Origin of the sequence: Paracoccus sediminicola (genome assembly GCF_027912835.1) — a bacterium.
GTDB classification, from domain to species: Bacteria; Pseudomonadota; Alphaproteobacteria; order Rhodobacterales; family Rhodobacteraceae; genus Paracoccus; species Paracoccus sediminicola.
On sequence record NZ_CP115768.1, the window covers coordinates 1,203,761 to 1,230,459 of the forward strand.

A 26,699-nucleotide genomic window follows, 5' to 3' on the forward strand; every position below is an offset into this window, starting at 1 on the left:
GGCGCAGATGCCTCAGCCGGTGGCGGGCAGACCCAGCATGGCCCGTATCTCTGCCGGGCTGGCCCCGTCTTGCCGCAGCGCCCGCAGGCTCCGCGCATCGTCGCGCTTGGCGAGGCGCTTGCCGTCCTGATCGCGGATCAGCCGGTGGTGGTGATATTCGGGCGTGTCCAGATCCAGCAGACGTTGCAGCAGCACATGGATCCAGCTCGATTCGAACAAATCCATGCCGCGCGTGACCAGCGTGATCCCCTGCGCCGCATCGTCCAGCACCACCGAGAGGTGATAGGACGTGCCCATCCCCCGCCGCGCCAAGATCACATCGCCGATCCCGGTCAGGAAGGCTTCGCGCGACAGCACATGCACCCGCCCGTCGCGGAAGCTCAGCATATTGTCGCGGATCAGATCGAAGGCGCGGCCCGCATCCAGCCGGATCACATCGCCCTCGCGCAGATCGCGCATCGGCCGGCCCCGGCAGCATCCGGGATAGATCAGCCCGTCCGGCCCGTGTAGCGGAGCGCCCTCTTGCGGGGCGGACAGCGCGGCCCTGATATCGCCGCGCGTGCAGGAACAGGGGTAGGTCACGCCCAGATCGCCCAGATAGGACAGTGCGTCGCGATAGACCGCCATCCGGTCGGATTGCCGCATCACCGGCTGCCGCCAGCTCAGACCCAGCCAGCCCAGATCCTCGAAAATCGCGGTCTCGAATTCCGGCTTGCAGCGCTCGCGGTCGATATCCTCGATGCGCAGCAGAAACCGGCCCGGCCCGGCCTTTCCCGCCGAGACGAGCGCCGAGAACGCATGGCCCAGATGCAGCAGCCCGGTGGGCGACGGCGCAAAGCGGGTTACTGCGCCGCCAGCCATGAGGTGAAATCTTCCTTGGCGCGGTTGGTATAGGCCGGATAGCGGTCCTTGCGGCCCCGCCTGCCGCCCTTGGCCTCGACCGGCGGGAACAGGCCGAAATTCACGTTCATCGGCTGGAAGGTTTTAGCCTCGGCCCCGCCGGTGATGTGGTGGATCAGCGCGCCCATCGCCGTGGTGCCCGGCGGCGGGGCCAGATCCCGGCCCTGCGCCTCGGCGGCGGCCATCCGTCCGGCCAAGAGCCCCATCGCAGCACTTTCGACATAGCCCTCGACCCCGGTGACCTGCCCCGCAAAGCGCAGATGCGGGCGCGCGCGCAGCCGCATCCGGTCATCCAACAGCGTGGGCGAGTTCAGGAAGGAATTGCGATGGATCCCGCCGAGCCGCGCGAAGCTGGCATTTTGCAGACCCGGAATCATGCGGAACACCTCTGTCTGTGCGCCGTATTTCATCTTGGTCTGGAACCCGACGATATTATAGAGCGTCCCGAGCGTGTTATCCCGGCGCAGCTGCACCACCGCATAGGGTTTTTCCTGCGGCTTATGGGCATTGGTCAGCCCGACCGGCTTCATCGGGCCGTGGCGCAGCGTCTCGCGGCCGCGTTCGGTCATCACCTCGATGGGCAGGCAGCCGTCGAAATAACCGGCGGTTTCGCCCTCGTGGAACTCGGTCTTGTCGGCGGCCAGAAGCGCGTCGATGAACGCCTCGTATTCCTCGCGCGTCATCGGGCAGTTGATATAGGCGGTGCGCTCTTCCTCGGTCTCGCCCTTGTCATAGCGGGATTGGCGCCAGGCGATGTCCATGTCGATCGTGTCGGCATAGACGATGGGGGCGATGGCATCGAAGAAGGCGAGCGCATCCGCCCCCGTCTCGGCCCGGATCGCATCGCCGAGTGCGGCCGAGGTCAGCGGTCCGGTGGCGATGATCCAGCGACCTTCGGTGGGAAGCGCGGTGATTTCGCCGGTTTCGACGGTGATCAGCGGCTCGGCGCGCAAAGCGGCGGTGACATCGGCGGCGAAGGCCTCGCGGTCGACGGCGAGCGCGCCGCCCGCAGGCAGCTTGTGGCGGTCGGCCATCGCCATGATCAGACCGTTCGCCTGCCGCATCTCCCAATGAAGCTGACCGACGGCGTTGTTCTGGTCGTCATCCGAGCGGAAGGAATTCGAGCAGACCATTTCCGCGAAATCGCTGGTCTTATGGGCGAAGGTCTCGACGGTTGGGCGCATTTCATGAAGCACGACCGGGATGCCGGCGCGGCTGACCTGCCACGCGGCCTCTGAACCGGCCAGACCGGCGCCGATGATGTGAACGGGTTCCATGGGCGCGGAGCTAATGCTTGTTGCGGGGCGGTGCAAGAATATGTGTCGTGTCCTCGCCCGGAATCAAGGGCCGCAGGCCCGCCGGGCAGCGTCCGACCGCCCCCTCGGGCGGACGCTTTGGTGCCGGTTCGCGCCAGACCGGTCTTCAGCGGGATTGAGGCATAAAGCGCATCACGGGCATGGCCGATACGTCCACCCGACGGTCGGACACTGCCCTCTGCTCCCCAGCTGCATGAAGGATCACTGTCCACAGCAAAACGCAAAAAGGCGCGGGTTTTCCCCGCGCCTTCCGTCAGCCCGTCAGTCCGATCGGATCAGGAATCCAGCTTCTCGACGCGCTTCGCGCCCTCAACCCGTTCAATCGCGATCTGGCGGGGCTTCAGAGCCTCGGGTACTTCGCGGATCAGGTCGATATGCAGCATGCCGTCCTGATGCGACGCGCCCTCGACACGGATATGCTCGGCCAGGGTAAAGCGGCGCTCGAAGGCGCGGGTGGCGATGCCGCGATGCAGGAAGCTGCGGTCGTCATCCTCTTCGGCCTTCTTGGCCGACACGATCACCGAACCGTCCCGCAGTTCGACATTCAGATCGTCGGCAGCAAACCCGGCCACGGCGATCGAGATGCGGTAAGAATCTTCGCCGGTTTTCTCGATATTGTAGGGGGGATAGGACTGGGTGGCGCTGTCGGCAGACAGGGCCCGGTCCATCAGATCGGCCATACGGTCGAAACCGACCGAGGCACGGTAAAGCGGTGCGCGATCAAAGCTACGCATGTCATACATCCTTTCGAAGCGATGCCTATATGTGACGCCCCCGGCAATCCGGGCGGCTTGTGACAGGACCCGTTGCGGCGTCCCGTGCCTTGAATCTGGGATGGAATTTCGCGCTTTCAAGGGCCTGCGCGGCAGCGTCGGCGGCCTCGGCGCGATCACATCGCCGTGATCGCAGGAGGTTTCGGGCCGCCCGTCGCCCAGTCCAGCAACTCGACCGTGTGGACCACCGGCGTGCCGGTGCCAGAGCCGATCTGGACCATGCAGCCGATATTCCCCGCCGCGATGATCTGCGGCGCGGTCGCCTCGATCGTGGCCAGCTTGCGGCGTTTGAGCTCGCCCGACAATTCGGGTTGCAGCATGTTATAGGTCCCCGCCGAACCGCAGCAAAGATGGGGATCGGCAGGCTCGACCACCTCGAACCCGGCCTTGCGCAAAAGGCTTTGCGGCGCGGCCTTGATCTGCTGGCCATGTTGCAGGGAGCATGCCGAGTGATAGGCCACACGCGCGGGCTGCGGCTGTGTTTCGGGCAGGCCATGGGTGGCGAGGAACTCGGTCACATCGCGGGCCAGCGAAGCGATGCGTGCGGCATCGGGCTCGGTCTCGTCTCCGGCGAAAAGATGGCCGTAATCCTTGATCGTGGTGCCGCAGCCCGACGTGTTGATGATGACCGCATCGAGCGGCGCGTCGCGATCCGCCGCGATCAGGCTGGCAATGGCGGCGCGGGCCGAGGCGCGCCCGTCATCCTCGCGCCCCATATGCAGGGTCATCGCGCCGCAGCAGCCGAAATCCTTCGGGATCACCACCTCGCATCCGGCCCGGCGCAGAAGGCGGATGGTGGCGTCGTTGATGTCGGTGTTCAGCGCCCGCTGCGCACAGCCGATCATCAGCGCGACGCGGGCGCGTTTTTCGGCGGTGGGGGCGAAGATCTGGGCTTCGTCGTTGGGGCTGCGCTTCGGCAGCGAAGGCGGGGCCATCTCCAGCATTGCGCGCAGCCTTGCATCGGGCATCAGGCGGCGGAAGGGCCGGGCGAGCCTTGCCCCGAACATGGCCAGCCGGAACCGGCCCTGATGGGGCAGCACCCGGGCCAGCATCCAGCGGATCGCGCGGTCGCGCCACGGGCGGCGATAAGTCTCCGCGATATGTTTCTTGCCGACCTCAAGCAGATGGGCGTAATGCACGCCCGAGGGGCAGGTCGTCATGCAGGCCAGACAGCCCAGGCAGCGGTCGATATGGGTGACGGTTTTCTCATCGGCGGGACGGCCGGATTCCAACATCTCCTTCATCAGATAGATGCGGCCTCGCGGGCTGTCGAGCTCATCCCCGCGGATGAGGAATGTCGGGCAAGTAGCTGTGCAGAAACCGCAATGCACGCAGGCACGCAGGATCTTGTTGGCCTCGGCCAGATCCGGGTCCTGCAATTGTTCGGCGGTGAATTCGGTTCTCATGCGGCCCCCTGAAGCACGCCGCGCGGGTCGAATCCGGCGCGGATCCCGGCGTTGAGCCGCGCGACCATCGGATCGGTTTCGGGCAGCGTGACGGGCGCGCCGCGTTCGCAGACCGCCCGCGCACCCGGCGGCAGATCGGGGCGCCAGCCTGCCGGCGCGGCGGCCCGGATCAGCGCGCCGCCCCAATCGACGACATGCGCGCCCGGAAGCTGCGCCAGGACGGCCCCGGCCTGCGAGGGCCGCAGCACAATGCGCCAGAGCGCCCCTTCGCCCAGGGCCGCGTCATCGCGCAGTGCGGCGAAATCCTCATCGCCCTCGGCTGTGTCGATCCCGGCGCGCCCCCCAAGCGCCGCGCGCAGCCTTTCGGCGCGATATTCGACCGATCCGGCCAGACCTTCGAGGCGCAGGATCACCGTGCCGTCGGTCAGCCGCCCGGCCCCGGTCACGTCGAACGGGCTGGTCAGCGCCGTGGTCATCGCGGCAATCGCGCCCGCATCGTCCAGCCCGCTCAGCTGCAACGTCGCGCGCACCGGCGGGACCGGGGCGGTTTTCAGCGCCAGCTCGGTGATCGCGCCGAGCGTTCCGCGCGAGCCAGCCGCGAGCTTCACCAGATCATAGCCGGTGACGTTCTTCATCACCCGCCCGCCATTGCGGATGATCTCTCCCTCGCCGGTCACCATGCGGATGCCCAGCATCGCGTCGCGGCAGGCCCCGGCGCTGACCCGGCGCGGGCCAGAGGCATTCGCCGCCGCCACCCCGCCGATGGTAGAACCCTCGCGCGGGTCCGGTTCGAAGGCGAGCATCTGGTTTTCGGCGGCGAGTGCGGCCTGAAGATCCGTCAGTAGCGTGCCCGCGCGGACCACCAGCGTTAGCGCCTCGGGTTCGTAAAGCGTGATGCCCGACAGCCCGCGCATGTCGATGCGCGCGCCCTGCCCTTCGCCGGGCCGCAGCCGCGTCGCGCCGCCGGTGATCGAGACCGGGCCGGAGGCGGCGCGGATCATCGCGGAAAGATCGTCTTCGCTGTCAGGCCGCATCCTGCCCCCTCGCCTCGCGCCGCGACGCGCTTTCTGCCAGCGGAAAGACCTTGGCCGGGTTCAGCAGCCATTGCGGGTCGAACACATCCTTGACGCGCATCTGGGCTTCGAGATCGGCGGGTGCATATTGATCCGTCATCAGCTCGCGCTTCTCGACGCCGACGCCGTGTTCGCCGGTCAGGCAGCCGCCCACCTCAACACAAAGCCGGAGAATTTCCGCGCCCAGATCCTCGCAACGTTCCAGATCGCCGGGCGCATTGGCGTCATAGAGGATCAGCGGGTGCATATTGCCGTCTCCGGCATGAAAGACATTGGCGACGCGCAGCCCGGCCTGGGCGGTCAATTCCCCGATCCGGTTCAGCACATGGGGAAGCTGGCTGACCGGGATGGTGCCGTCGAGGCACATATAGTCGCTGATCACCCCCATCGCGCCGAAGGCGGATTTGCGGCCCAGCCAGATCCGGCGGGATTCCTCTGCCGACCCGGATTCGCGGAATTCCAGCGGGTCGAATCCCTGCGCGATCTCGCGGATCAGGCGCAGCTGTTCGTCGATCTCGGGTTCCGAGCCCTCGACCTCGACGATCAGCAGCGCCTCGCAATCGGGATAGCCCGCGCCGCAGAAATCCTCGGTCGCGGCGATGCAGGGGCGGTCCATATATTCGATGGCGACGGGCAGGATGCCCGAGCGGATGATGGCGGCGACGCAGGCGCCTGCGGTTTCGGCGCTGTCGAAGGCGATCAGCACCGGGCGCGCGCCCTCGGGGCTGGGCAGGATGCGCAGCGTGGCCTCGGTGACGATGCCGAGCTGGCCTTCCGAGCCGCAGATCACGCCCAGCAGGTCCAGATCCGCGCCCTCGCCCATCGGCCCGCCGAGTTCGACGATCGAGCCATCCATCAGCACCACCGTCGCGCCCAGTAGGTTGTTCGTCGTGACCCCGTATTTCAGGCAATGCGCGCCGCCGGAATTCATCGCGATATTGCCACCGATGGCGCAGGCCAACTGGCTGGAGGGATCGGGCGCATAGAAAAAGCCCTGCCCCTCGACCGCGCCGGTCACGGACAGGTTGGTACGCCCGGTCTGGACCCGGATCAGCCGGTCTTCAGTGCTGGTTTCCAGCACCTGCGTCATGCGCGACAGCCCGATCACCACCGCATCCGCCGTCGGCATCGACCCGCCCGCGAGGCTGGTCCCGGCCCCGCGCGGCACTACGGGCACCCCGGATTCGTTGCAGATGCGGAGCACCGCCGAGACCTCTTCGGTCGTCGAGGGCAACACCACCGCCAGCGGCGCGCAGCGATAGGCCGACAGCGCGTCGCATTCATAGGCGAGCGTTTCGGCCGGGTCGGTGATGACGGCGGCCTTGTCGGCCACGGCATCGCTTAGCCTCGCGGCAATGGCATCGCGCCGGGCGATGATCGCGGCGTTGGGCGCTGGCATTTCCATATCGGCACCTCCCGAAGATGATCGCGCCTCCGCGATCCCGGTGCGGCGGGTCGGCCTGCCGGAATCGGACGGCGCGGGTGACTGCGCGGCGACATCGCCGCCTCTCCCTCGCGCAGACACAATGGTTAATGCGTGGCGGAAGAACTGGCAACCATGGCGCGCAAGCCCTATCAGATGGATCATGACCATACCTGATCACTTCTGGGTGCTGAGCCCCGCCGATATTGCGGCGCTGCTGTGGCTGTTCGGTGCATGGCTGGGCATCGGCTATCTCGTGCAGAACCCGCCCGCGCGCCGCCCCTCGGTGAGCCTGCTGATGGTGAATTACCGCCATGAGTGGATGCGGCAATTCATCACCCGACAGCCGCGTATCTTCGACAGCGCGATTCTCGGGACGCTGCGTGAGGGGACGACCTTCTTCGCCTCGGCCTGCCTGATCGCAATTGGCGGCGGCATGGCGCTTGTCGGCAATCCCGAACAGCTGCGCCAGGTGGCCGGAGGGCTGGAGCTGGGTCAGGCGCCCGCCGTGCTGTGGCAGGTCAAGGTCATCACCGCGCTGTTTTTCGTCGCCAATGCGCTGCTGAAATTCATCTGGTCGCACCGGCTCTTCGGCTATTGCGCGATCCTCATGGCATCGGTGCCGAATGACATGTCGGACCCCCTGGCGCTGCCCCGCGCGCATCAGGCCGCCGAGATCAACGTGACCGCCGCCAAGAGCTTCAATATCGGGCTGCGCAATATCTATTTCGCGCTCGCCGCGCTTGGCTGGCTGATCGGCCCGGCCGGGCTGGCGCTGACCACCACGGCGGTGCTGGCGCTGACCTGGCGGCGCGAATTTGCGTCGCAGTCCCGCAATGTGATCCTGCGCAACCTGCCGCCGATCGGAAAGATCTGATGCGCCGCAGGGTGCTGTATATCCCCGGCTATGATCCGATGCCCCCGCGCCGCTACCGCGAGCTGTTTCGCCGCGAGGGTGCGGCGCAGGCGGCGATTTCGGGCTACGCGCTCGCGCCGCTGAAACGCCGGGACGAGACCGGCTTCGGCTGGGGTGCGATGACGGTCACCGAGGGAGAGCGGGCCGAGGCGGAATTCGAGGTTCTGGTCTGGTCGGATATCGTCGCCGGCTCGATGGGCCGGTCGATCGCGGCGACATATGGCCAGCTTGTCCGCACCGCATGGGCGTATATCGGATCGGGCGCGCTTTGGCGACTGATGCGGCTGCGGCGCGGGCCGGTGCTGGCCGCGCTTTATCCCATCGTGGTGCTGCTGGCGCAGGCGCTGAGCGCGGTGCTGGCCGGTGCCGTGGCGGGCTGGCTGACAGCCGGGCTGGCGAGCTGGTGGCTGGGGCTGCCGGTCGCCGCCGCCGTGGCGGTTCTCGTGCTGCGGCAGTGGCGGCGGCTGGATGGGCGCATCTTCGCCTATTACCTGATGCATGATTACGCCTTTACCGCGCAGAATGGCGGCGCCTACCCGCCCGCGCTGGACGAGCGCATCGCGGAGTTTTCCGGGCGCGTGGCCGAGGTCTCGGCGCAGGGCTGGGACGAGGTGCTGGTGATCGGTCACAGCTCGGGCGCCTATATCGCCGTCTCGGTGCTGGCCGGGCTGGCCAGAGAGGGGCGGCTGGCGGCGAATGTCTCGCTTCTGACGCTGGGTCATGTGGTGCCGATGGCGTCCTTCCTGCCCCGCGCCGACGCGCTGCGCCGCGATCTGCACAATCTTGCGGCGGCGGGCATGCCATGGGTCGATGTGACCGCGCCGGGGGATGCGTGCAGCTTTGCGCTCTGCGATCCGGTGGCGGTGTCACGATGCGTGCCGGAGGGCGGCGGCGGGCCCCTGGTGATCTCGGCGGCCTTCACGCATACCCTCAGCCCGGAGAAGCAGCGCGCACTGCGCGGGCGGTGGTTCCGGCTGCATTTCCAGTATCTTTGCGCCTTCGACCGGCCCGGCCTCCATGACTATTTTCAGATCACCGCCGGGCCGCAGCGCCTGGCCGAGCGTTTCGCCACGCGCGGCCATTCGCCGGGCCGGATCGCCCGCCCCGCGAATCGCTGGAGCCATCCGTGAAACCGCCCAAGCCGCAGACCACCGAGACCCGGCGCGGCATCCTGCGCTATGCGCGCGGTTTCCGCCGCGATCTTCTGTCGGCGCTGCCTGCACGGCTCTACCGGGCATGGATGGCCGAATTCCGGCGCGGGCCGATCCACAGCTTCTTCTGCAACGACCCCGATCTGGTCAGCCTCGTGCTGCGTGAACGCCCGGAGGATTTCCCGAAATCCGAGAGGCTGCGAACCGGGCTGGCGCCGCTTCTGGGGCGGTCGGTCTTTGTCACAAATGGCGCGGAATGGGCGCGGCAGCGGCGCATCATCGACCCGGCCTTCGAGGGGGGCGGCTGCGCGAGGCGTTTCCGCATATGCACGAGGCGGCGCGCGCGGCGGTGGCAAGGCTGGGTCCTGGCGGCGAGATGGATGCCGAGCCGCTCACCGCGCATGTCGCGGCGGATGTGATCTTTCGCACGCTGTTCTCGATCCCCATCGAGGACCGGATCGCCGCCGAGGTCTTTGCCGCCTTCCGCGCCCATCAGGAGGCGCAGCCCATCGTCAACGCCGCCGCCCTTCTGCCCTGGCCGCGCTGGCTGCCCCGCCCGCATTCACGCCGCACCCGCGCCACGGCGCGGCAGATCCGCGGCCTCATCGAAGCGCTGGTAACGCGGCGGGCGGCAGAGATCGAAAGCGGGGGCGCGCCGGACGATCTCGCGACCAAGATCATGACCACGCCGGACCCTGAGACCGGGCGCCGCTTTGCGCCTGCCGAGATGGTCGATCAGGTCGCGATCTTCTTTCTCGCCGGGCATGAAACCAGCGCTTCGGCGCTTGCCTGGGCGCTGTGGCTGCTGGCGTCCAACCCCGACTGGCAGCAGCGCGTAGCCATAGAGGCGCGCGAGTTTCTGACCGAAAATCCAACTTTTTCAGATATATCGAAGCTCAATCTCAGCCGGTCTGCCTTCCGCGAGGCGCTGCGGCTTTACCCGCCCGTGCCGATGATGGTGCGCGAGGCCGCCTGCCCCGCCCGGTTTCGGGATCGCGCCGTGCCGCGTGGCGCGCAGATCGTGATCTCGCCCTGGCATCTGCACCGGCATGCGCGGCTGTGGGAGGCGCCGGATCATTTCGATCCGGGCCGCTGGGACACGGAGAAGGCGCGCGACTGCGCGCGCCGCGCCTATCTGCCGTTCTCGGCGGGGGCGCGGGTCTGCCCCGGCGCGGGATTCGCGATGATGGAGGGGCCGCTGATCCTGTCGATGATCCTGCGCGACTACCGGATCGAGACGACCCCGGAAACACCGGTCCCCGTGGCCCGGCTGACCGTTCGCGGCCGGGACGGGATCAGGATCAGGCTTTCACCGCGCGATCCCTGATCTCCGAGCGGTCCATGACGCGGGTATAGGTGCCCTCGCCTGCAAGGATGCCGCGGAAACCGCCCGGCTCGTCCAGCGAAAACACGATGATCGGCAGTTTGTTATCCCGCGCGAGCGCAATCGCCGAGGCATCCATCACGCCAAGATTCTTTTGCAGCGCCTCGTCATAGGTGACATCGTCATAGCGCTTGGCATCGGGAAATTTTTTCGGGTCCTTGTCATAGACCCCGTCGACCTTCGTGCCCTTGAAGATCGCTTCGCAGTTCATCTCGTTCGCGCGCAGCGTGGCGGCGGTGTCGGTGGTGAAATAGGGATTGCCGGTCCCGGCGGCGAAGATGATTACGCGCTTCTTTTCAAGATGGCGGACGGCGCGGCGGCGGATATAGGGCTCGGCCACCTCGTCCATGCGGATCGCGGTGATCACGCGGGTGTGGATGCCTTTCGCTTCCAGCGCGGATTGCATGGCCAGCGCGTTCATCACCGTTGCCAGCATCCCCATGTAATCGGCGGTTGTCCGCTCCATCCCCTGGGCGGAGCCTTGCAGTCCGCGGAAGATATTGCCGCCGCCGATGACCATGCAGACCTCGACGCCCATCTTGTGCACCGATTCGACCTCATCGGCGATGCGGGCGATGGTCGGCGGGTGCAGCCCATAGCCCTGATCGCCCATCAGCGCCTCGCCGGAGATCTTCAGCATGACACGATCATAGCTGGTCGGGGTTTTGGAATTCGTCTCGCTCATCGCCTTCGCCCTTCCAGCGGTTCAACTGCGGCGCAAAATGTCGCAAAAGGGAATCGGATTCAACCGCTCGAAAGGATCAGTATGGGGCTCGACAAGGCAGAGGCGCTGCGCCGGATCGATCCCGAGCGCCATGTTGTGATCGCCGGGCCGACCGCCTCGGGCAAGTCGGCGCTGGCGCTGGCCATCGCCGAAGCGCAGGGCGGGACGGTGGTGAATGCCGATGCGATGCAGATCTGGTCCTGCTGGCGGGTGCTGACCGCGCGGCCCGACCCCGAGGAAGAGGCCGCCGCTCCGCATGCGCTTTACGGCCATGTCGATCCGGGCGCGGCCTATTCGGTCGGCGACTGGCTGCGCGAGGTCGAAACGCTGGAAGGTCGGCGGATCATCGTTGGCGGGACCGGGCTTTATTTGTCGGCGCTGACCGAAGGATTGGCCCATATCCCCCCGGTGCCGCCGGAAATCCGGGCGCAGGGCGATGAGTGGCTGGCCGCTGGCGGGCTGGCCGAGATGGTCGCGGCGCTCGATGCGGCGACGCGCGACAAGATCGACACCAACAACCCCGCCCGCGTGCAACGCGCCTGGGAGGTGCTGGAGGCCACCGGACGCGGCATCGTGGACTGGCAGCGCGACACGCCGCCGCCGATCCTGCCCGCGGATCGGGCGCAGTGTCTGGTGCTGAGCTCGGATCGCGACTGGCTGGCCGGACGGATCGAGCGGCGCTTCTGGCAGATGTGGGAGCGGGGCGCGGTCGAAGAGGTCGAGGCGATGCTGCCCCAATGGGACGAGCGCGCGCAATGGACCCGCGCCATCGGTGCCCCCGAGATCGCCGCCTATCTGCGCGGCGATCTGGATGCCGATACGGCGCGGAAGCGTGCCGTGATCGCCTCGCGGCAATATGCGAAATCGCAGCGCATCTGGTTTCGCAGCCGGATGAAGGGATGGGAACGGATGCGGGTCGGCCCGGCGGGGTGAGGCCGCTGTCTCTGGGCGAGGCTGCGGCTGCGGCGGTCCTATGACGCGGCCCCGGCCGTTATTGCAACGCGATCCGGGCTGAAAGCGCGCTCGTCCGCATCTCTGCGACCGATGGCGGGCACGGCCCGGCCGTGGCGGGTCAGCCCTGCTCAGGCGGCGATCCGAAGGCCGCGCGATTGCCCTTGAACCCCTGCGCCACGACGAATTTCTCGGACGAATCGGACCGCGAGGCCGGGGGCTTCACATTCGCCACCTTTTCGAAATTCTGCTTGAGCATGGTTTGCAGCGATTGCTCCGCCCCGCCGGCAAGCACCTTGGCCACGAAGGTCCCGCCCTCGGACAGCACATCGAAGGCAAGCTGCGCGGCCGCCTCGACAAGCGCCACGATGCGCAGATGGTCGGTGCCCTTATGCCCCGAAGACGAGGCCGCCATGTCTGACATCACCACATCCGCCTCGCCGCCGAGCCACGCCTTGACCTTGTCGTCGGCGCCCTCTTCTAGGAAATCCAGCACATGGATCTCGGCGCCGGGGATCGGGTCGACCTCCTGAATATCGACGCCGATGATGCGGCCCTGCGCCTTGCCCTGCTTTTCGCCAAGCGCATTGATGCGCGGCACCGCCACCTGCAGCCAGCCGCCGGGCGCGCAGCCCAGATCGACGACCCGCGCGCCGGGCACCAGGAAGCGATATTTGTCGTCCAGTTCGAGGATCTTGTAGGCCGCGCGCCCGCGATAGCCCTCGCGCTTGGCGCGCTGCACATAGGGATCGTTCAGCTGCCGCTCGAGCCACAGCGTCGAGCTGAGCTTGCGCCCCTTGGCCGATTTCACCCGCACGCGCAGATCGCGCTGACCCCGTCCCGAGGATTTGCGTTCCCGCGGCCCTTTTTCGCCGCCGCCCGATTTGCGTGCCATCAGGCCACTCCGTTCAGCTCGTCATCCGTGATCGCCCCATCGCGCACCATCTGGGCATAAAGCAACCCCTCGCGCAGTCCGCGATCGGCGACGGATAGCCGCCGCGTCGGCCAGATCCGCATCAATGTCTGAAGGATGGCCGCGCCGGACATGATGAGGGCGTGACGCTCGCGCCCGATCCGGGGATCGGCGCGGCGTCCTTCTGGGCCGAGCGCGAGATAACGCTGGATCACCCGGTCGATCTGGGCGGTGGTCATGGTCAGCCCGTCCACCTTGGTCCGGTCATAGCGTTTCAGCCCCAGATGGCTGGCGGCGACAGTGGTCACGGTGCCAGAGGTGCCGATGATCTGGAAACCGCGCTCCGGCGCGCCCTGCGCATAGGGGGCGAAATCGGCAAGCATTTCCTCGAAATACCAGCTCATCAGCGCGAAGCGGCCCGGATCGTCGGTCACATCGGCGAACTGATCGCGCAGCGTCGCCACGCCGAGCGGCACGCTGATCCAGTCCACCACCCGTGCCCCGCCGCTGGCAGAAGGGGTAAAGCTGTCGCCCAGCTTCATGATCGCGCGGGAGCGTTCGCGAGGTTCGACATCCGAAAGATCGATCCAGACCAGCTCTGTCGAGCCGCCGCCGATATCCACCACCAGAAGCTGTTCCGAGCGCTGATTCACCAGCGGCGCGCAAGAGATCACCGCAAGCCGTGCCTCTTCCTCGGCGCCGATCACCTCGATGGGCAGGCCGGTTTCGCGCCGGATCAGCCGCATGAAGTCGCGGCTGTTGCGCGCGCGGCGACAGGCCTCGGTCGCAACGAGGCGCATCTTCTTGACGCGATGCTGTTCCAGCTTGCGGCGGCAGACCTGCAGGGCATGCACGGTGCGCGACATTGAGGCGCGCGAAAGCCGCCCCGACGCCTCGAGCCCGTGGCCAAGCTGGACCGGCTTCGAAAAGCTGTCGATCACCTGAAACTGACTGCCCGTCGGGCGGGCGATCAGCATCCGGCAACTATTTGTTCCCAAATCCAAAGCCGCATAGAGCGGCCCGGATTCGGACTGGCGGGTGCCTGACGGCTCGACCGGTTGTTTCGGGAACGCGTCCGCACCCGCGGGACGCCTGGGCGCCATGGTCACGCCCTCCGATATCAAGTTATCCCCAAGGTAACGAGCCGCGCGCCCCGGTTCAAGAGGCGCCGCGGCCGCTGCCGTCGGAAGAGGCGGCGGCGACCGGATCGTCCTTGCCGCTGCCGAAAAGCCCGGCCAGGCCGCGCGACACGAGATTGCCGACTTTCGGCCGCGGCTGCGCGATGAAGGGCAGCGGGCGGCAAACCTCCATCGCGGCGATGCCGACGCGGGCGGTCAGCGCGCCGTTCACGATCCCCTCGCCGAAGCGGCGTGAGAGCTTCGACAGCATCCCGCCCCCGGCAACGGTGTGGATCAGATCGTCCCCCGCGGCGACCGCGCCGGTCGCCACCAGATGGGTCATCACGGTGCGCGCCAGCCGCCAGCCGCCCACCGCCCCCGCACGGCCGCCATAGATCTCGGCCATGCGCCGGATCATCCGCAGATTGGCCAGCAGCGCCGCCGCCACATCGGCGAATGTCAGCGGGATCAGCGCGGTGGCGGTGGCGACGGTGCGGCTCGCCGCCTCGATCTCGCGCCGCGCCTCCTGATCCAGAGGCGCCATGAGCTGGGTCTCGGCCAGCATCAGCAGGGTTTTCGCATCGAGCGCATCCCGCCCACGCTCGGCCATATTGGCGCGACCCCATTTCATTTCCGGGCGCTCGGCATAGATCCTGTCAAGCTGCGCCGCCACCTGCCGCGCGCCCTCGAGATCGGATTTCGAAAGCGCCAGCCCGGCCTCGCGATGGATATGGTCGATCTGGGCGAATCGGCCCCAGGCCCTGTATTCGCGCCAGGCCATCGCCAGCACGGCCACGGTGAACAGTGCAAACAACCCCACCCCGATCCAGCCGAGCACCGGCCATCTCTCCATCAACCCGCTGATATAGTTCAGCGCCGAGACCGAGATCAGAAAGGTGAACAGCGCCACGCCGGTATTGAAGAAAAACCGCGTCAGCTTCGACGGGCCGCGCCCGGCAAGCCGTGTCACCAGCTCCATCGTGCGCGGGCGCGGCAGGGCCGAGACCCGATCCTCGATGGGGGGCGCATCGGCGGGGTTGGCATCACCCTGCCCCTGATCGTCCCTCGGCGCGGATCTTGGACCGGCGCGGCGTTGCTGCGCCTGAGGCTGATCCTCATCCAGTTCGATCAGAACCGGGCCCTGCCGGCGTCGTTCGGTCATAGCCGGTCTCCGATCAGAAACTCGGCGGCCCGGTCGAGCCTGATATGCGGCGGGCCATCGCCGTGGCGGGCGGTATCGGCGGCGGGGCGGAAATTCATGATCGCATAGTCTCCATCCAGCCATTCTGTCTCGCCCTGACGAGCCGGGGTCAGCAGCGCCGCGGGATCCTCGGGAAGCTCGCCGGGATAAAAGGCCGCCTTGCGCCCGTCCATCAGCGTGCCACGCACGGCGGGAAGCTCTTCCCCATCCTGCCGGATCACATCCTCGGTGGTAGCGCGCAGCGCGGCAATCGCAATCGCCTCGGTCCGGGCCCCGGCGAAATCAGCGCGGTCGCGCGCCTCGCGCAGCAGCGCGGTGACGATACGGGTCAGGCGCTGATGCTGGCTGTGATGCAGATGGTCGGCCTTGGTCGCGGCAAACAGGATCCGGTCCACCCGTCGCAGCCCCAGAAGCTGCGCCAGCCACCCCGTGCGCCCCGGATTGAAGGCGGACAGGATATCCGCCATCGCCCGGCGCAGATCCTCAAGCGCCTGCGGACCGGCATGGATCGCGCCCAGCACATCGGCCAGCACCACCTGCCGGTCGATCTTGGCGAAATGGTTGCGGAAGAACGGCTTCACGATGCGCGATTTATAGGCGTCATAACGCCGCGCGAATTCCCGGCGCAGCGGCGACTTCCCCTCGAAAGGCGGCATCGGCGCAAAGGTCAGCGCCGGAGATCCCGCCATCTCTCCGGGCAGGATGAAGCGGCCGGGCGTGCAGTCCGAAAACCCGGCTTCTCGGGCGATATTGAGATGTTCGGTATAGCTGGCGGCAAGACGCTGCGCCGTCGATTCAGAAAACTTCGCCGAAAGATCGACCTCGTTCAGCGCCGCGAGATAGGCATCCGCGCCGGGACGCCCGGCCATCCGGGCCAGCACCTCTTCGGACCATTCATCATAGCTGCGCTCCATCAGGCGCAGGTCCAAAAGCCATTCGCCGGGGTAATCGACAATGTCCAGATGCACGGTCTGCTGGCCGCGCAACCCCCCGAGCATCCCCTTTGGCTGCACCCGCAGCGAGAGGCGCAGCTGCGAAATATGGCGGGTGCCGTCGGGCCAGTAGGGCTCGGGACCGGTCAGCGCGCCGAGATAGCGCTCGAATTCGAAGCGCGGCACCGTGTCGTCGGGCTGGGGTTGCAGCCATGCCGAACGGATCGAGCCGTCCGCAGCGGCGCGCAGCGCAGTCATCCGCCCGCGATCCATGAGATTCGCCACCAGCGAGGTGATGAACACCGTCTTGCCGGCGCGGCTCAGCCCGGTGACGCCCAGCCGGATGACCGGATCGCCCATGCCGATGCCGCGCATCAGCCCATCTGTGAAATCGGAAAGTCCCATCTGCCCGCCATATGTTTCCCGGTTAACCCCCTGCCCCGGCGCAGAGTTTCATATCGGGCGCAACGCGGCGCGGTTCAAGCATTTCCGCTGGCAGGGCTGGCCGCGCCGGGCGATAAGGCGGGGCATGAGCGACCGCCTTCCCATCGACGACGCCCTGCCCGCCCTGCGCCGCGCCATGGCGGAACATGGCCGCGCCGTGCTGATCGCGCCGCCCGGTGCGGGCAAGACGACTCGGGTGCCCTTGTCGCTGATGGATCAGATCGCGGGCCGGATCGTGATGCTGGAGCCGCGCCGCCTCGCCGCCCGCGCCGCCGCCGAGCGGCTGGCCGAGGGGCTGGGGCAGCGCGTCGGCGGCGATGTTGGCTTTCGCATCCGGGGCGAGGCCGTGGCGGGCAAGCGCATCGAGGTAGTGACCGAGGGCATCCTGACCCGGATGCTGCAATCGGACCCCTCGCTGGAGGGGATCGGCTGCGTGATCTTCGACGAGTTTCACGAGCGCAGCCTGAATGCCGATCTGGGACTGGCGCTGACCTGGGAATCGCGCGGCGCGCTGCGCTTGGACCTGGCGATTCTGGTCATGTCGGCGACACTCGATGCCGGCCCGGTCGCCGCGCTGCTGAATGACGCGCCGGTGGTCGAAAGCATGGGCCGCGCCTATCCCGTCGAGACGCGTTACCTGCCCCGCCCGCTGCGCGGAGATGCGCGTTTCGATCTGGAGGCCGCGAAGCTGATTGCACAGGCCGAAGCGGAAACCCGCGACGAGCCCGGCGGCACGATCCTCGTCTTCCTTCCCGGCGAGGGCGAGATCCGGCGCGTCGCCGCCAGCCTCTCGGATCTGCCGGTCGAGATCGCGCCGCTTTACGGAGCCATGGATTTCAAGGCGCAGCGGGCCGCGCTTGCGCCGCCGGGCGAGACGCGGCGCATCGTGCTGGCGACGGCGATCGCGGAGACCTCGCTGACCATTCCCGGCGTGCGGGTGGTGGTCGATGGCGGCCGGGCGCGGCGGGCGCGGTTCGATCCTGGCTCGGGCATGTCGCGGCTGGTGACCGAAAAGCTCTCCCGCGCCGAGGCTGAACAGCGCCGGGGCCGCGCAGGCCGCGTCGCGCCCGGCATCTGCTATCGCATGTGGGCGCGGGCCGAGGAAGGCGCGCTGCCTGAATACGCGCCTCCGGAAATCGCCGTGGCCGATCTGACCGGGCTGGCACTGGAACTGGCGAATTGGGGCAGCGATGGCACCGATCTGGCCTTTCTGACCCCACCGCCAGAGGCCGCGATGGCCGAGGCGCGGGCGCTGCTGCGCGATCTGGGCGCGCTTGATGCGCAGGACCGGATCACCCCGCATGGGCGCGATCTGGCGGCGCTGCCCGTCCATCCGCGCCTCGCGCATATGCTGGCGGTGGCGGGGCGACAGGCGGCCGATCTGGCGGCGCTGATCGAGGATCGCGACCCGCTGCGCGGTGTCGGCGCGGATCTGGCGCTGCGTCTGCGGGCGCTGCGCGAACCGGCGCGGCACGGTGCCGCGCGCGGCGCGTTGGAGCGGGTCAGGCAAGAGGCCGGGCGGCTGCGGCGGCTGACGCAGGATCGGCCCGCCATGTCGCCCGGCGCGATGGCGGCACTTGCCTATCCCGACCGGATCGGGCTGCGGCGGGCGGGGGATCAGCCGCGCTATCTTCTGTCCGGCGGGCGCGGCGCGGTGCTGCCCGAGGGCGACAGCCTCGCGGCCGAACGGCTGATCGTCGTCACCGATCTGGACGGCACGGGCCGCGAATCCCGTATCCGTCTGGCGCTGCCGGTCACCGAGGCCGAGTTGCGCGACCTCTTCGCAGACCGCATCGAGACGGTAGAGGCCGTGGAGTGGGAGCCGCGGCAGGGCCGCATCCTCGCCCGTGAGCGCGAAAAGCTGGGGGCGCTGACACTGGCCGAGCGCAATCTGGACGCGCCGGACGAGACGGCGCTGGCGCAGGCGGCGTGGCAGGGCGTGCAGACCGAAGGGCTGTTCTGGACCCCGAAAGCCGCGCGGCTGCGGGCGCGGATCCGGCTGATGCAGGATGGGCCGGATGTCTCGGATGAGGGCCTGCTCGCGAATGGCGACTGGCTGATGCCGTTTCTGGGCAAGGTCCGGAATCGCGGCGATCTGCGCTCGCTGGATCTGACCCAGCCGCTGATGAACCTGCTGGGATGGGAGGGGCAGCAGGCCCTGAACCGGCTGGCCCCGGCGCAATACACCACGCCTCTGGGCCGTCAGGTGCCGATCGATTACGATGCCGAGACGCCTTCGGTCGAGCTGCGACTGCAAGAGCTGTTCGGGGTGACCGCGCATCCGACAGTCGGGGGCCAGCCCCTGCGGATCAGCTTGCTGTCGCCGGGTCAGAAACCCATTGCGGTGACGACAGATCTGCCGGGGTTCTGGGCCGGTTCCTATGCCGAGGTGCGCAAGGAAATGCGCGGGCGCTATCCCAAGCACCCTTGGCCCGAGGACCCGACCGAGGCCGATCCGACTTTGCGCGCCAAGCCGCGCGGGCGCTGAGCCGGCGCGATCAGGCCAGGATCACAACCCGACAAGGGCGCGGGCAAACTCCTCGGGCTCGAACGCGTCGAGATCGTCGATCTGTTCGCCCACCCCGATGGCGTGGATCGGCAGCCCGAACCGGTCGGCAAGCGCCACCAGCACCCCGCCCCGCGCCGTGCCGTCCAGCTTGGTCATCACCAACCCCGACACATCGGCAAGCTTGCGGAAGGTTTCGACCTGCGACAGCGCGTTCTGCCCGGTCGTCGCATCCAGCACCAGAAGCGTGTTATGCGGCGCAGAGGGGTCCTTCTTGCGGATGACGCGGACGATCTTGGCAAGTTCTTCCATCAGATCGGCGCGGTTCTGCAAGCGCCCCGCCGTGTCGATCATCAGCAGATCCGCGCCCTCTGCCTCGGCCTTCGTCATGGCGTCAAAGGCAAGGCTCGCGGGGTCCGACCCCTCGGGCGCGGTCATCACCGGCACGCCGGCGCGCTGCCCCCAGACCTGCAATTGTTCCACCGCCGCGGCGCGGAACGTGTCGCCCGCCGCGATCACCACATGCTTGCCCGCCGCCTTGAACTGGCTGGCAAGCTTGCCGATGGTCGTGGTCTTGCCCGAACCGTTCACCCCGACCACGAGCACCACCTGAGGGGTCTTCGGATAGATCGGCAGAGGCTTGGCGACCGGGGTCATGATGCGGGTGATCTCATTCGACAGCAGCGTCTTGAGTTCCGTGGCCGAGACCCGCCGGCCCATGCGCCCTTCGGCGATATTCGCGGTGACGCGCAGCGCCGTGTCCACACCCATATCGGCGGCGACGAGCGTATCCTCGAGATCCTCGAGCATTTCGTCATCAAGCTCGCGCCGCGGCTCGGCCGGGGCGGCTTGCTTGCCGCCGAAGATCCGGCCCATGAAGCCCGGCCGCTTTTCGGTCTCTGCCCCCGCTGCGGGTGGTTCCGGCGCAGCACTGGGCATAGGAATCGGCTGGGGCGTCGCGCCGGGCCTTGCGCCGAGAGGCGCGGCGGGCGGTTCGGGCTTCGGCGGTTCTGGTTTGGGCGGCTCTGGTCTGGGCGGTGCAGGCCTGGGCGGCTCCGGTGTCGGCAGCACCGCCTCGGGCGGCTCGGGCGTCGGGGGTGGCGGCGCGCTGCGCCCGGCATCATCCTGCGGCGGCGCATCGGGCGCGCCATGTTCTGCACCGCGTTCCGGCTCGGGCGAGCCTTCTGCGACCAGATCGTCGAGGCCCTGCCCGATCTTCGAGGATGATTTGGTCAGCCGCTCGCGCAGCTTCGAAAAAAATGACATAGGCACACCCCAGGATTTCGTCCCGGAACCTAAGCCTTCGGGGCGCGAAGGGAAAGGGGCGCGCGCTCAGCGCTCGACGATCTTCGCAAGCTGCTCGGCCACCGCCGCCCAGCCTTCATGGAAGCCCATCTGCTCGTGACGGTCGCAAGCCTCGGCGCCGTGATGCAGCACCTTCGCCGTATAGCGCGTGCCGCCATCTTCGGGCTCGAAGCTGATCTCGGCCGTCATGAAGGGCTCTGCGCCGGGGCGGAAACCGGGGTCGAGCGCGTCGGTAAAGATGAGCCTGCGGTTTTCCTCAGCCAGAAGCACGCAGCCGGGGCTTGATATCTCGCTGCCATCGGGCAGCAGCATGGTGACCTGAAACCGCCCGCCGGGATGCGGCTCGATCACCGCCTCTGGCACCCTCACCGGATCGGGGGCAAACCACCGGACCAGCAATTCGGGCGTTGTCCACGCCTTCCACAACGCCTCGGGCGGCGCGGCATAGTGACGGGTCAGGACAAGGTCGATACCCTCGCGGCGTGTCTCTGTGGTCATCTCAGAACGCCTTGAACGTCATGGTGGTCAGCGTGCGCATGATCCCGTCAATGTCGAACAGGTTCTCGCTCAGATAGCGCCCGACATCCTCGTCCTCGGGGATATAGACCTTCGCCATGAGATCGTACTCGCCCGAGGTGGAATACAGCTCGGACACGATCTCGCGGTCATAGATCGCATCGGCGACGGCATAGGTCCGGCCGGGGACGCAGCGGAACTGCACGAATACGGGGCGCATATGGGGCCTCTTTGTGATTGCGCGGCAAGATTAGCGCGCCGTCGCCTCGCGGGTCCAGTCCCCGCGCGCCAGCCCGCCATAGAAACGGCGCAGCATCAGCACCGAGGCGACGCCGAGCCCCGCCATCAGCCCGATCCACAACCCCGACGGGCCGATCCCCAGCGGGAAGGCGAACAGATAGGCCGCAGGCAGGCCGACCACCCAATAGGAGATCGCGGCCAGCCACATCGGCACCCGCGTGTCCTGCACCCCGCGCAACAGACCCAGCCCCTGCACCTGAAGCGCATCGACAAGCTGGAACAGCGCCGCCCAGAACATCAGCCCGACAGCGATGCGCATGATCTCGGCTGCGTCCGGGTCTCCGGGTTTGAGATACAGCGCAATCATCGGCTGAGGCAGGAAGATGAACAGCAGACCGGTCAGCAGCGCGAACGCGACCGACAGCCAGATCACCGTGGCGCTCGCATCGCGCAGCATCTGCGCATCGCCAAGCCCCCGCGCCCGTCCGGCACGGATCGTGCCGGCATTCGACATGCCAAGATGGAACATGAAGGCGATCGAGGCGAGTTGCAGCGCGATGCCATGCGCGGCGAGTTCCTTTGTGCCGAACCAACCCATCATGATATTGGTGCCGACGAACATCCCGACCTCGGCCACCAATGTCAGCCCGACCGGCAGGCCAAGCCGGAAAATCGCCCGGAAGGCCGGCCAGTCGGGGCGCCAGAAACGCTGCATGAGGTTGATCGGCCGGGCCTGCGGCAGCCAGAGCGCATAGGCCAGGATCGCCAGCAGCGTCAGATATTGTGTGAAGATCGATGCAATCGCCGCACCGCGCACGCCCAGTTCCGGCGCGCCCAGATTGCCGAAGATGAACATCCAGTTGAGGAAGATGTTCAGCGGAATCCCGGCCACGGTCAGCCACAGCACGACCTGCGTCCGCTCCATCGCGGCGAGATAGGAATTCAGCACCATCGCCCACAGCGTCGCCGCCGCGCCCCAGCCCGCGATGCGCAGATATTGCTGCGACAATTCCGAGACCAGATCGGCCTGTCCGAGCGCCAGCAGGATCGGTTCGGAAAACCACAGCACCGGCATGATGAGCAGGGAATGGAACGCCGACAGCCACAGCGCCATCCGGGTGGCGCGGCGCACCTCGGTATTGTCCTCGCGGGCATTGGCGGTGGCCAGCAGCCCCATCACCCCGATCCCGTAGCCCGAACCGAGCATGATCAGAATGAACAGCACGGAGGTTGCGAGGATCAGCGCGGCGAGTTCTTCGACCCCGTATTTCCCGATCATCACCGTGTCGATGATGTTGATGCCCATACGCGCCAGATGCCCGCCGACAAGCGGCAGGCCGAGCGACAGCGTCGCAATCAGATGGGGGCGATAACGGGCGTGATCCATGCCGGGCGATTAGCCCTGCCTCACGCCAGAGGCAAGAGGCTCAGACCGTCTCGTCAAACAGCGCCGCAGCGGCAGCGGCGATGCGCCGGTCGGCCTCGGTTTCCGGTCCGGTGGCGCGGGGGCGGAAGCGCAGGCGAAAAGCGGCCAGCCGGGTCTCGGGGCCGGTTTCGGGATAGCCGATGCGGCTGAGACTGTCTTGCAGCGGCAGATCCGCGCCCGGCGCATCGGGATGCAGCGCCAGCCCCTGCCGCGCCAGCCGCGCCCAATCAAAGCGCGGGCCGGGATCGAATTTCCGCCCCGGCGCCAGGTCGGAATGGCCGATCACCCCGGCAGGGCTGATGGACCAGCGATCCATGATTCCGCGCAGCAGATCATCGAGCGCGTCCATCTGCGCGGCGGCGAAGGGACGGTTTCCGGGATTGGCAAGCTCGATCCCGACAGATCGCGAATTCACATCCTCTCGCCCCTGCCAGGCCCCGGCCCCGGCATGCCAGGCGCGGCGGTCCTCGGGAATGAGCGCCTCGCTGGTCCCATCCTCGTCGATGAGCCAATGCGCGCTGACCTCTGCCGCCGGATCGCAGAGCCGGGCGCGGGCCGAAGCGCAATCGCCCATGCCCGTATAGTGGATCACGATCAGCGCGGGACGCGCGCCGTCGCGCCGCTCGCCGTGGTTCGGGCTTGGGAACGATGACGGCACGGTCGTCAAGGGGCGCTGCCCCTCGGCCCGTGCCGGGCCTCACCCCGGGATATTTCGACCAGGGTGAGCCGGGCTCGTGCCGCGCTCAAAGCCGGGCGATGCGGTAGGGCGCGGGGTCCCAGCCGCAGACGAAGCCATCGCCGTCCGGGTCCATGCCGTAAGGATCTGCCTGCGGGCCGCCCGCGGTGAGGAACATGAGCTGCGCCGCCTCCGGGTTCGGCATCCGCGCACAGGCCCGCGCAGCCGTCGCGGCAGAGCCTCCGTCGCGGGTGAAGGCGGCGGTGCCGGGCGCGTGGCGCTGGGTCAGCGCATAGCGGGTGAGCGCATCGGTCTGCGTGGCGCGGGCCGCCTGCGGCGTGGCCGGGCGCACCTCGACCGAAGAACTGTCCAGGCGCTGCCCGGTCTCGGGGTCGTAGTAATAGCCGCCGCCTCCGCCGCCGATGACCACACGGCCACGCGCGGGCCGCGCCAGAATATCGGGCTGACCTTCGGAGGTTTCGACATAGGCGGGCCGCCCGGTCACCGAGGCGGTGGTGCGCGCGGTCAGCTTGGCGGTGTCACGCTCGACGATCTGCCAGAAGGTCGGGCCCGCGATCTCTTCGGCGGTGGGCGCCTTGAAGGGGCGGGCGCGCGGAATCACCTGCGGAACCGGCCCCTCGCCAGTCAGAGCGGCCTCGCGCGCCAGCAGATACTCGCCGTAAGGCGTGCCGCCCTCGAGTTCGTATTTCGGATCGTCCAGCGTGCGGCTGCCCTCGATGCAGCCCGACAGCCCGAGGGCACAAGCCATGAAAATTGCAGCGTTCCTCATACCGTGCCCTCCGTCGATTGCCGTCACCTTACCACCAGCGATCCGGTTTGGAAGCGAAACCTGCCGCGCGTTCAAGCGCATAGGCATGGTTGAGCAGATCGCCCTCCTCGAAAGGCCGCCCGATCAGTTGCAGCCCGAGCGGCAGCCCCTGAGCGTCCAGCCCGACCGGCACCGATATCCCCGGCAGGCCGGCGAGGTTCACGGTCACTGTGAACACATCGTTGAGATACATCTCGACCGGGTCCTTTTCGGCCATATCGCCCAGGCCGAAGGCGGCCGAGGGCGTGGCCGGGGTCAGGATCGCATCGACGCCCTCCGCGTATGCCTGATCGAAATCGCGCTTGATCAGCGCGCGGACGCGACGGGCACGGTTGTAATAGGCGTCATAGAACCCCGCCGACAGCACATAGGTGCCGATCATCACCCGGCGCTGCACCTCGGGTCCGAAGCCCTCGGCGCGGGTCTTTTCATACATCTCGACGATGCCGTCGCCCTGCGCCAGCGCCGCGCGGTGGCCATAACGCACCCCGTCATAGCGGGCGAGATTCGACGATGCTTCGGCCGGGGCGATCACGTAATAGGCTGGCAGCGCGTATTTCGTATGCGGCAGGCTGATCTCGACAATCTCGGCCCCGGCATCGCGCAGCATGTCAGCGCCTTTCTGCCAGAGCGCGTCGATTTCATCCGACAGCCCATCCATGCGGTATTCCCGCGGGATGCCGATCTTCTTGCCACGAATATCCCCGGTGAGCGCGGCCTCATAATCCGGGACCGCGATCTCGGCGCAGGTGGAATCCTTGTCGTCGACCGACGCCATCGCGCCCAGCATGATCGCCGCGTCGCGCACCGTCTTGGTCATTGGCCCGGCCTGATCCAGCGACGAGGCGAAGGCGATCGTGCCCCAGCGGCTGATCCGGCCATAGGTCGGCTTCAGCCCCACCGTGCCGGTGAAGGCCGCAGGCTGGCGGATGGAACCGCCGGTATCGGTGCCGGTCGCGGCAAGGCACAGATCCGCCGCCACCGCCGCCGCCGACCCGCCAGAGGAACCGCCGGGCGTCAGCTCGCGCCCATCGGTCTTCCACGGGTTCACCGCCTTGCCGTAGACGCTGGTTTCATTGGAGGAACCCATCGCGAATTCGTCCATATTCAGCTTGCCCAGCATCACCGCGCCCGCATCCCAGAGATTCTGCGTCACCGTCGATTCATATGGCGGGTTGAAGCCCTCGAGAATGCGGCTCGCGGCCTGGGTCGGCACGCCACGGGTGCAGAACAGATCCTTCACACCCAGCGGGATCCCGGTCATCGCCGCGCCGTCGCCGGCCCGGATGCGCTGATCGGCGACCTTGGCCATTTCCCGCGCAAGATCGGCGGTGTCGTGGACAAAGGCGTTGAGCACCGAGGCGCCCTCGATCGCATTCAGGCAGGCCTCGGTCAGCTCGGATGAGCTGAGCTTGCCCGCGCGCATCGCGTCGCGGGCCTCGGCGATGGTCAACTGGTTCAGATCGCTCATTCGACCACCTTCGGCACGGCAAAGAACCCCTCGCGGGCATCGGGCGCATTGGCCAGCACCTTGTCGGGCTGGCCGCCATCGGTGACGACATCTTCGCGGCGCTTGAGACGCATCGGCGTGACGCCGGTCATCGGTTCGACGCCCTCGACATCGACCTCGTTCAGCTGCTCCATGAAATGCAGGATGGAGTTCAGCTCTGTCGCGAGCGCGGGAAGATGCGACTCCTCGACCGCGATCCGGGCCAGATGGGCGACCTTGCGCGCCTCGTCTTCAGTGATCGACATGGAAGCTCCTTTAATCTGGCGCCGGGTTTAGCCGCGCCCGCAACAGGCTGCAAGCGCGGCCGGAACGCTCAGGGTTCGAAGGGCACCATCACCTCGGGCTCGATCAGCTTCGCGTCGAGTGCCTTGAGCGGCGCGGTGTCGGGGAACAGGAAGTCGAAGCTGCGGTAATGGGAGCATATGACAGTCTTGAAATCGAACCAGCGCTTCGCCGCATAGGCCGCCCGCGCCGGGTCCATGGTGAAGTGCCCGCCCACGCAGAGAATGCCGATATCGGGTTTGTGCAGATCCCCCATCCATTCCATGTCGGCCATAATGTCCGTATCGCCCGAGAAATAGATCGTCCTGCCCTCGCCTTCGATCATATAGCCGGATTCGTGGCCCGCATAGACCGGCATGCCGTCCTCGCCCGCCATCGAAGAAGAATGCGTCGCATTGACCATGGTCACCTTGACCCCGGCCAGATCGACGGTGCCGCCCTTGTTGAAGCCGATCGTTTCGATGCCGTGCTGTTCTTCCCAGACACCCATCAGATCGAAGATTCCGGCCACGGGAATGCCCAGCTCTTTCGCGATCCCGACCGCTTCGGAGGCGTGGTCGAAATGACCGTGGGTGATCAGAATATGGGTCGCGCCCTTCAGTGCCGCGTCCCGCTTGTCCTGCGGAAACACCGGGTTGTTCTCCAGCCAGGGGTCGATGAGGATCACCGCCTCTCCGATTTCCAGTCGCCAGCTTGCATGGCCGATCCAGCTCAAACGCATCCTGAGTTCCTCCATCTGTTATCTGCAACGAGGCTAGCATCGCCGCCCGCGTTTCAAAACCGC

General features: G+C 67.4%; 24 protein-coding genes and 1 pseudogene. 5 read left to right on the plus strand and 20 right to left on the minus strand.

Going from position 1 to position 26,699, the window contains the following annotated elements; all coding sequences use genetic code 11:
- Window positions 1-12: 12 nt before the first annotated feature.
- The 6 genes from gluQRS to PAF18_RS05970 all read right to left on the minus strand — a co-directional run bounded on the left by gluQRS (window position 13) and on the right by PAF18_RS05970 (window position 6,873).
- Window positions 13-861, minus strand: a complete 849-nt coding sequence (gluQRS, locus tag PAF18_RS05945) for a tRNA glutamyl-Q(34) synthetase GluQRS (RefSeq protein WP_271117687.1) — start codon at window positions 859-861, stop codon at window positions 13-15.
- Entirely contained in the window at window positions 843-2,177 is a 1,335-nt protein-coding gene (gene trmFO / locus PAF18_RS05950; protein WP_271117688.1) for a methylenetetrahydrofolate--tRNA-(uracil(54)-C(5))-methyltransferase (FADH(2)-oxidizing) TrmFO, read from the minus strand. Before trmFO ends, gluQRS begins: the two co-directional genes overlap by 19 nt.
- 314 nt (window positions 2,178-2,491) lie before the next feature.
- Complete coding sequence (locus PAF18_RS05955; protein ID WP_271117689.1) at window positions 2,492-2,950, minus strand: Hsp20 family protein; 459 nt, start codon at window positions 2,948-2,950, stop codon at window positions 2,492-2,494.
- Window positions 2,951-3,105: 155 nt separating this feature from the next.
- Window positions 3,106-4,395, minus strand: a complete 1,290-nt coding sequence (gene glcF, locus PAF18_RS05960; RefSeq protein ID WP_271117690.1) for a glycolate oxidase subunit GlcF — start codon at window positions 4,393-4,395, stop codon at window positions 3,106-3,108.
- On the minus strand, window positions 4,392-5,429 hold the full coding sequence (locus PAF18_RS05965) for an FAD-binding protein (protein ID WP_271117691.1): 1,038 nt from the start codon (window positions 5,427-5,429) through the stop codon (window positions 4,392-4,394). The genes glcF and PAF18_RS05965 overlap by 4 nt, the downstream gene beginning before the upstream one ends.
- A complete protein-coding gene (locus PAF18_RS05970) occupies window positions 5,419-6,873 on the minus strand; it encodes an FAD-binding oxidoreductase (protein ID WP_271117692.1) in 1,455 nt (484 codons plus the stop codon). The genes PAF18_RS05965 and PAF18_RS05970 overlap by 11 nt, the downstream gene beginning before the upstream one ends.
- Before the next feature lie 181 nt (window positions 6,874-7,054).
- Between PAF18_RS05970 and PAF18_RS05975 the strand changes: the two genes are divergently transcribed.
- The 3 genes and pseudogenes from PAF18_RS05975 (at window position 7,055) to PAF18_RS05985 (ending at window position 10,285) form a co-directional block, all read left to right on the plus strand.
- Window positions 7,055-7,768 carry a DUF599 domain-containing protein gene (locus PAF18_RS05975; RefSeq protein ID WP_271117693.1) on the plus strand — a complete coding sequence of 238 codons (714 nt, stop codon included), beginning with the start codon at window positions 7,055-7,057 and terminating at the stop codon, window positions 7,766-7,768.
- Window positions 7,768-8,937, plus strand: a complete 1,170-nt coding sequence (locus PAF18_RS05980; RefSeq protein WP_271117694.1) for a hypothetical protein — start codon at window positions 7,768-7,770, stop codon at window positions 8,935-8,937. Before PAF18_RS05975 ends, PAF18_RS05980 begins: the two co-directional genes overlap by 1 nt.
- Window positions 8,934-10,285, plus strand: a pseudogene (locus PAF18_RS05985) (cytochrome P450). The gene PAF18_RS05980 and the pseudogene PAF18_RS05985 overlap by 4 nt, the downstream one beginning before the upstream one ends.
- Here PAF18_RS05985 and pyrH read toward each other — a convergent pair.
- Entirely contained in the window at window positions 10,260-11,027 is a 768-nt protein-coding gene (pyrH, locus tag PAF18_RS05990; RefSeq protein ID WP_271117695.1) for a UMP kinase, read from the minus strand. The pseudogene PAF18_RS05985 and the gene pyrH sit on opposite strands and share 26 nt — an antisense overlap.
- An 81-nt stretch (window positions 11,028-11,108) precedes the next feature.
- On the opposite strand from pyrH, the gene miaA reads away from it, so the two are divergent.
- Window positions 11,109-11,999, plus strand: coding sequence for a tRNA (adenosine(37)-N6)-dimethylallyltransferase MiaA (gene miaA / locus PAF18_RS05995; protein WP_271117696.1), 891 nt, complete (start codon window positions 11,109-11,111; stop codon window positions 11,997-11,999).
- Window positions 12,000-12,138: 139 nt separating this feature from the next.
- On the opposite strand, the gene PAF18_RS06000 is transcribed toward miaA, so the two are convergent.
- From PAF18_RS06000 to PAF18_RS06015, 4 genes are read right to left on the minus strand one after another with little or no spacing between them, the layout of a single operon-like run.
- Window positions 12,139-12,912: an RlmE family RNA methyltransferase gene (locus PAF18_RS06000; RefSeq protein WP_271117697.1), complete on the minus strand. Its 774-nt coding sequence runs from the start codon at window positions 12,910-12,912 to the stop codon at window positions 12,139-12,141.
- Window positions 12,912-14,033 carry a Ppx/GppA phosphatase family protein gene (locus tag PAF18_RS06005; RefSeq protein WP_271117698.1) on the minus strand — a complete coding sequence of 374 codons (1,122 nt, stop codon included), beginning with the start codon at window positions 14,031-14,033 and terminating at the stop codon, window positions 12,912-12,914. Before PAF18_RS06005 ends, PAF18_RS06000 begins: the two co-directional genes overlap by 1 nt.
- A 55-nt stretch (window positions 14,034-14,088) precedes the next feature.
- Window positions 14,089-15,210: a YcjF family protein gene (locus tag PAF18_RS06010; protein WP_271117699.1), complete on the minus strand. Its 1,122-nt coding sequence runs from the start codon at window positions 15,208-15,210 to the stop codon at window positions 14,089-14,091.
- Complete coding sequence (locus PAF18_RS06015) at window positions 15,207-16,586, minus strand: YcjX family GTP-binding protein (protein ID WP_271117700.1); 1,380 nt, start codon at window positions 16,584-16,586, stop codon at window positions 15,207-15,209. Before PAF18_RS06015 ends, PAF18_RS06010 begins: the two co-directional genes overlap by 4 nt.
- Before the next feature lie 124 nt (window positions 16,587-16,710).
- On the opposite strand from PAF18_RS06015, the gene hrpB reads away from it, so the two are divergent.
- Window positions 16,711-19,113, plus strand: coding sequence for an ATP-dependent helicase HrpB (gene hrpB / locus PAF18_RS06020; RefSeq protein ID WP_271117701.1), 2,403 nt, complete (start codon window positions 16,711-16,713; stop codon window positions 19,111-19,113).
- Window positions 19,114-19,134: 21 nt separating this feature from the next.
- Here hrpB and ftsY read toward each other — a convergent pair whose 3' ends face one another.
- The 9 genes from ftsY to PAF18_RS06065 all read right to left on the minus strand — a co-directional run bounded on the left by ftsY (window position 19,135) and on the right by PAF18_RS06065 (window position 26,636).
- Window positions 19,135-20,397 carry a signal recognition particle-docking protein FtsY gene (gene ftsY, locus PAF18_RS06025; RefSeq protein WP_271117702.1) on the minus strand — a complete coding sequence of 421 codons (1,263 nt, stop codon included), beginning with the start codon at window positions 20,395-20,397 and terminating at the stop codon, window positions 19,135-19,137.
- 66 nt (window positions 20,398-20,463) lie between these two features.
- Window positions 20,464-20,934, minus strand: a complete 471-nt coding sequence (locus tag PAF18_RS06030; RefSeq protein WP_271117703.1) for an SRPBCC family protein — start codon at window positions 20,932-20,934, stop codon at window positions 20,464-20,466.
- Window position 20,935: 1 nt separating this feature from the next.
- The gene (locus PAF18_RS06035) at window positions 20,936-21,172 is read right to left on the minus strand and encodes an Lrp/AsnC ligand binding domain-containing protein (protein ID WP_271117704.1); all 237 of its coding nucleotides are present in this window, start codon (window positions 21,170-21,172) and stop codon (window positions 20,936-20,938) included.
- Window positions 21,173-21,202: 30 nt separating this feature from the next.
- Window positions 21,203-22,579, minus strand: coding sequence for an MATE family efflux transporter (locus PAF18_RS06040; protein ID WP_271117705.1), 1,377 nt, complete (start codon window positions 22,577-22,579; stop codon window positions 21,203-21,205).
- A 40-nt stretch (window positions 22,580-22,619) separates the two neighbouring features.
- A complete protein-coding gene (locus PAF18_RS06045; protein WP_271117706.1) occupies window positions 22,620-23,285 on the minus strand; it encodes an N-acetylmuramoyl-L-alanine amidase in 666 nt (221 codons plus the stop codon).
- A 76-nt stretch (window positions 23,286-23,361) separates the two neighbouring features.
- A complete protein-coding gene (locus PAF18_RS06050) occupies window positions 23,362-24,084 on the minus strand; it encodes a hypothetical protein (protein ID WP_271117707.1) in 723 nt (240 codons plus the stop codon).
- A 28-nt stretch (window positions 24,085-24,112) separates the two neighbouring features.
- Entirely contained in the window at window positions 24,113-25,594 is a 1,482-nt protein-coding gene (gene gatA / locus PAF18_RS06055) for an Asp-tRNA(Asn)/Glu-tRNA(Gln) amidotransferase subunit GatA (protein ID WP_271117708.1), read from the minus strand.
- A complete protein-coding gene (gatC, locus tag PAF18_RS06060) occupies window positions 25,591-25,878 on the minus strand; it encodes an Asp-tRNA(Asn)/Glu-tRNA(Gln) amidotransferase subunit GatC (RefSeq protein WP_271117709.1) in 288 nt (95 codons plus the stop codon). The genes gatA and gatC overlap by 4 nt, the downstream gene beginning before the upstream one ends.
- A 68-nt stretch (window positions 25,879-25,946) precedes the next feature.
- A complete protein-coding gene (locus tag PAF18_RS06065; RefSeq protein WP_271117710.1) occupies window positions 25,947-26,636 on the minus strand; it encodes a metal-dependent hydrolase in 690 nt (229 codons plus the stop codon).
- Between the last annotated feature and the right edge of the window lie 63 nt (window positions 26,637-26,699).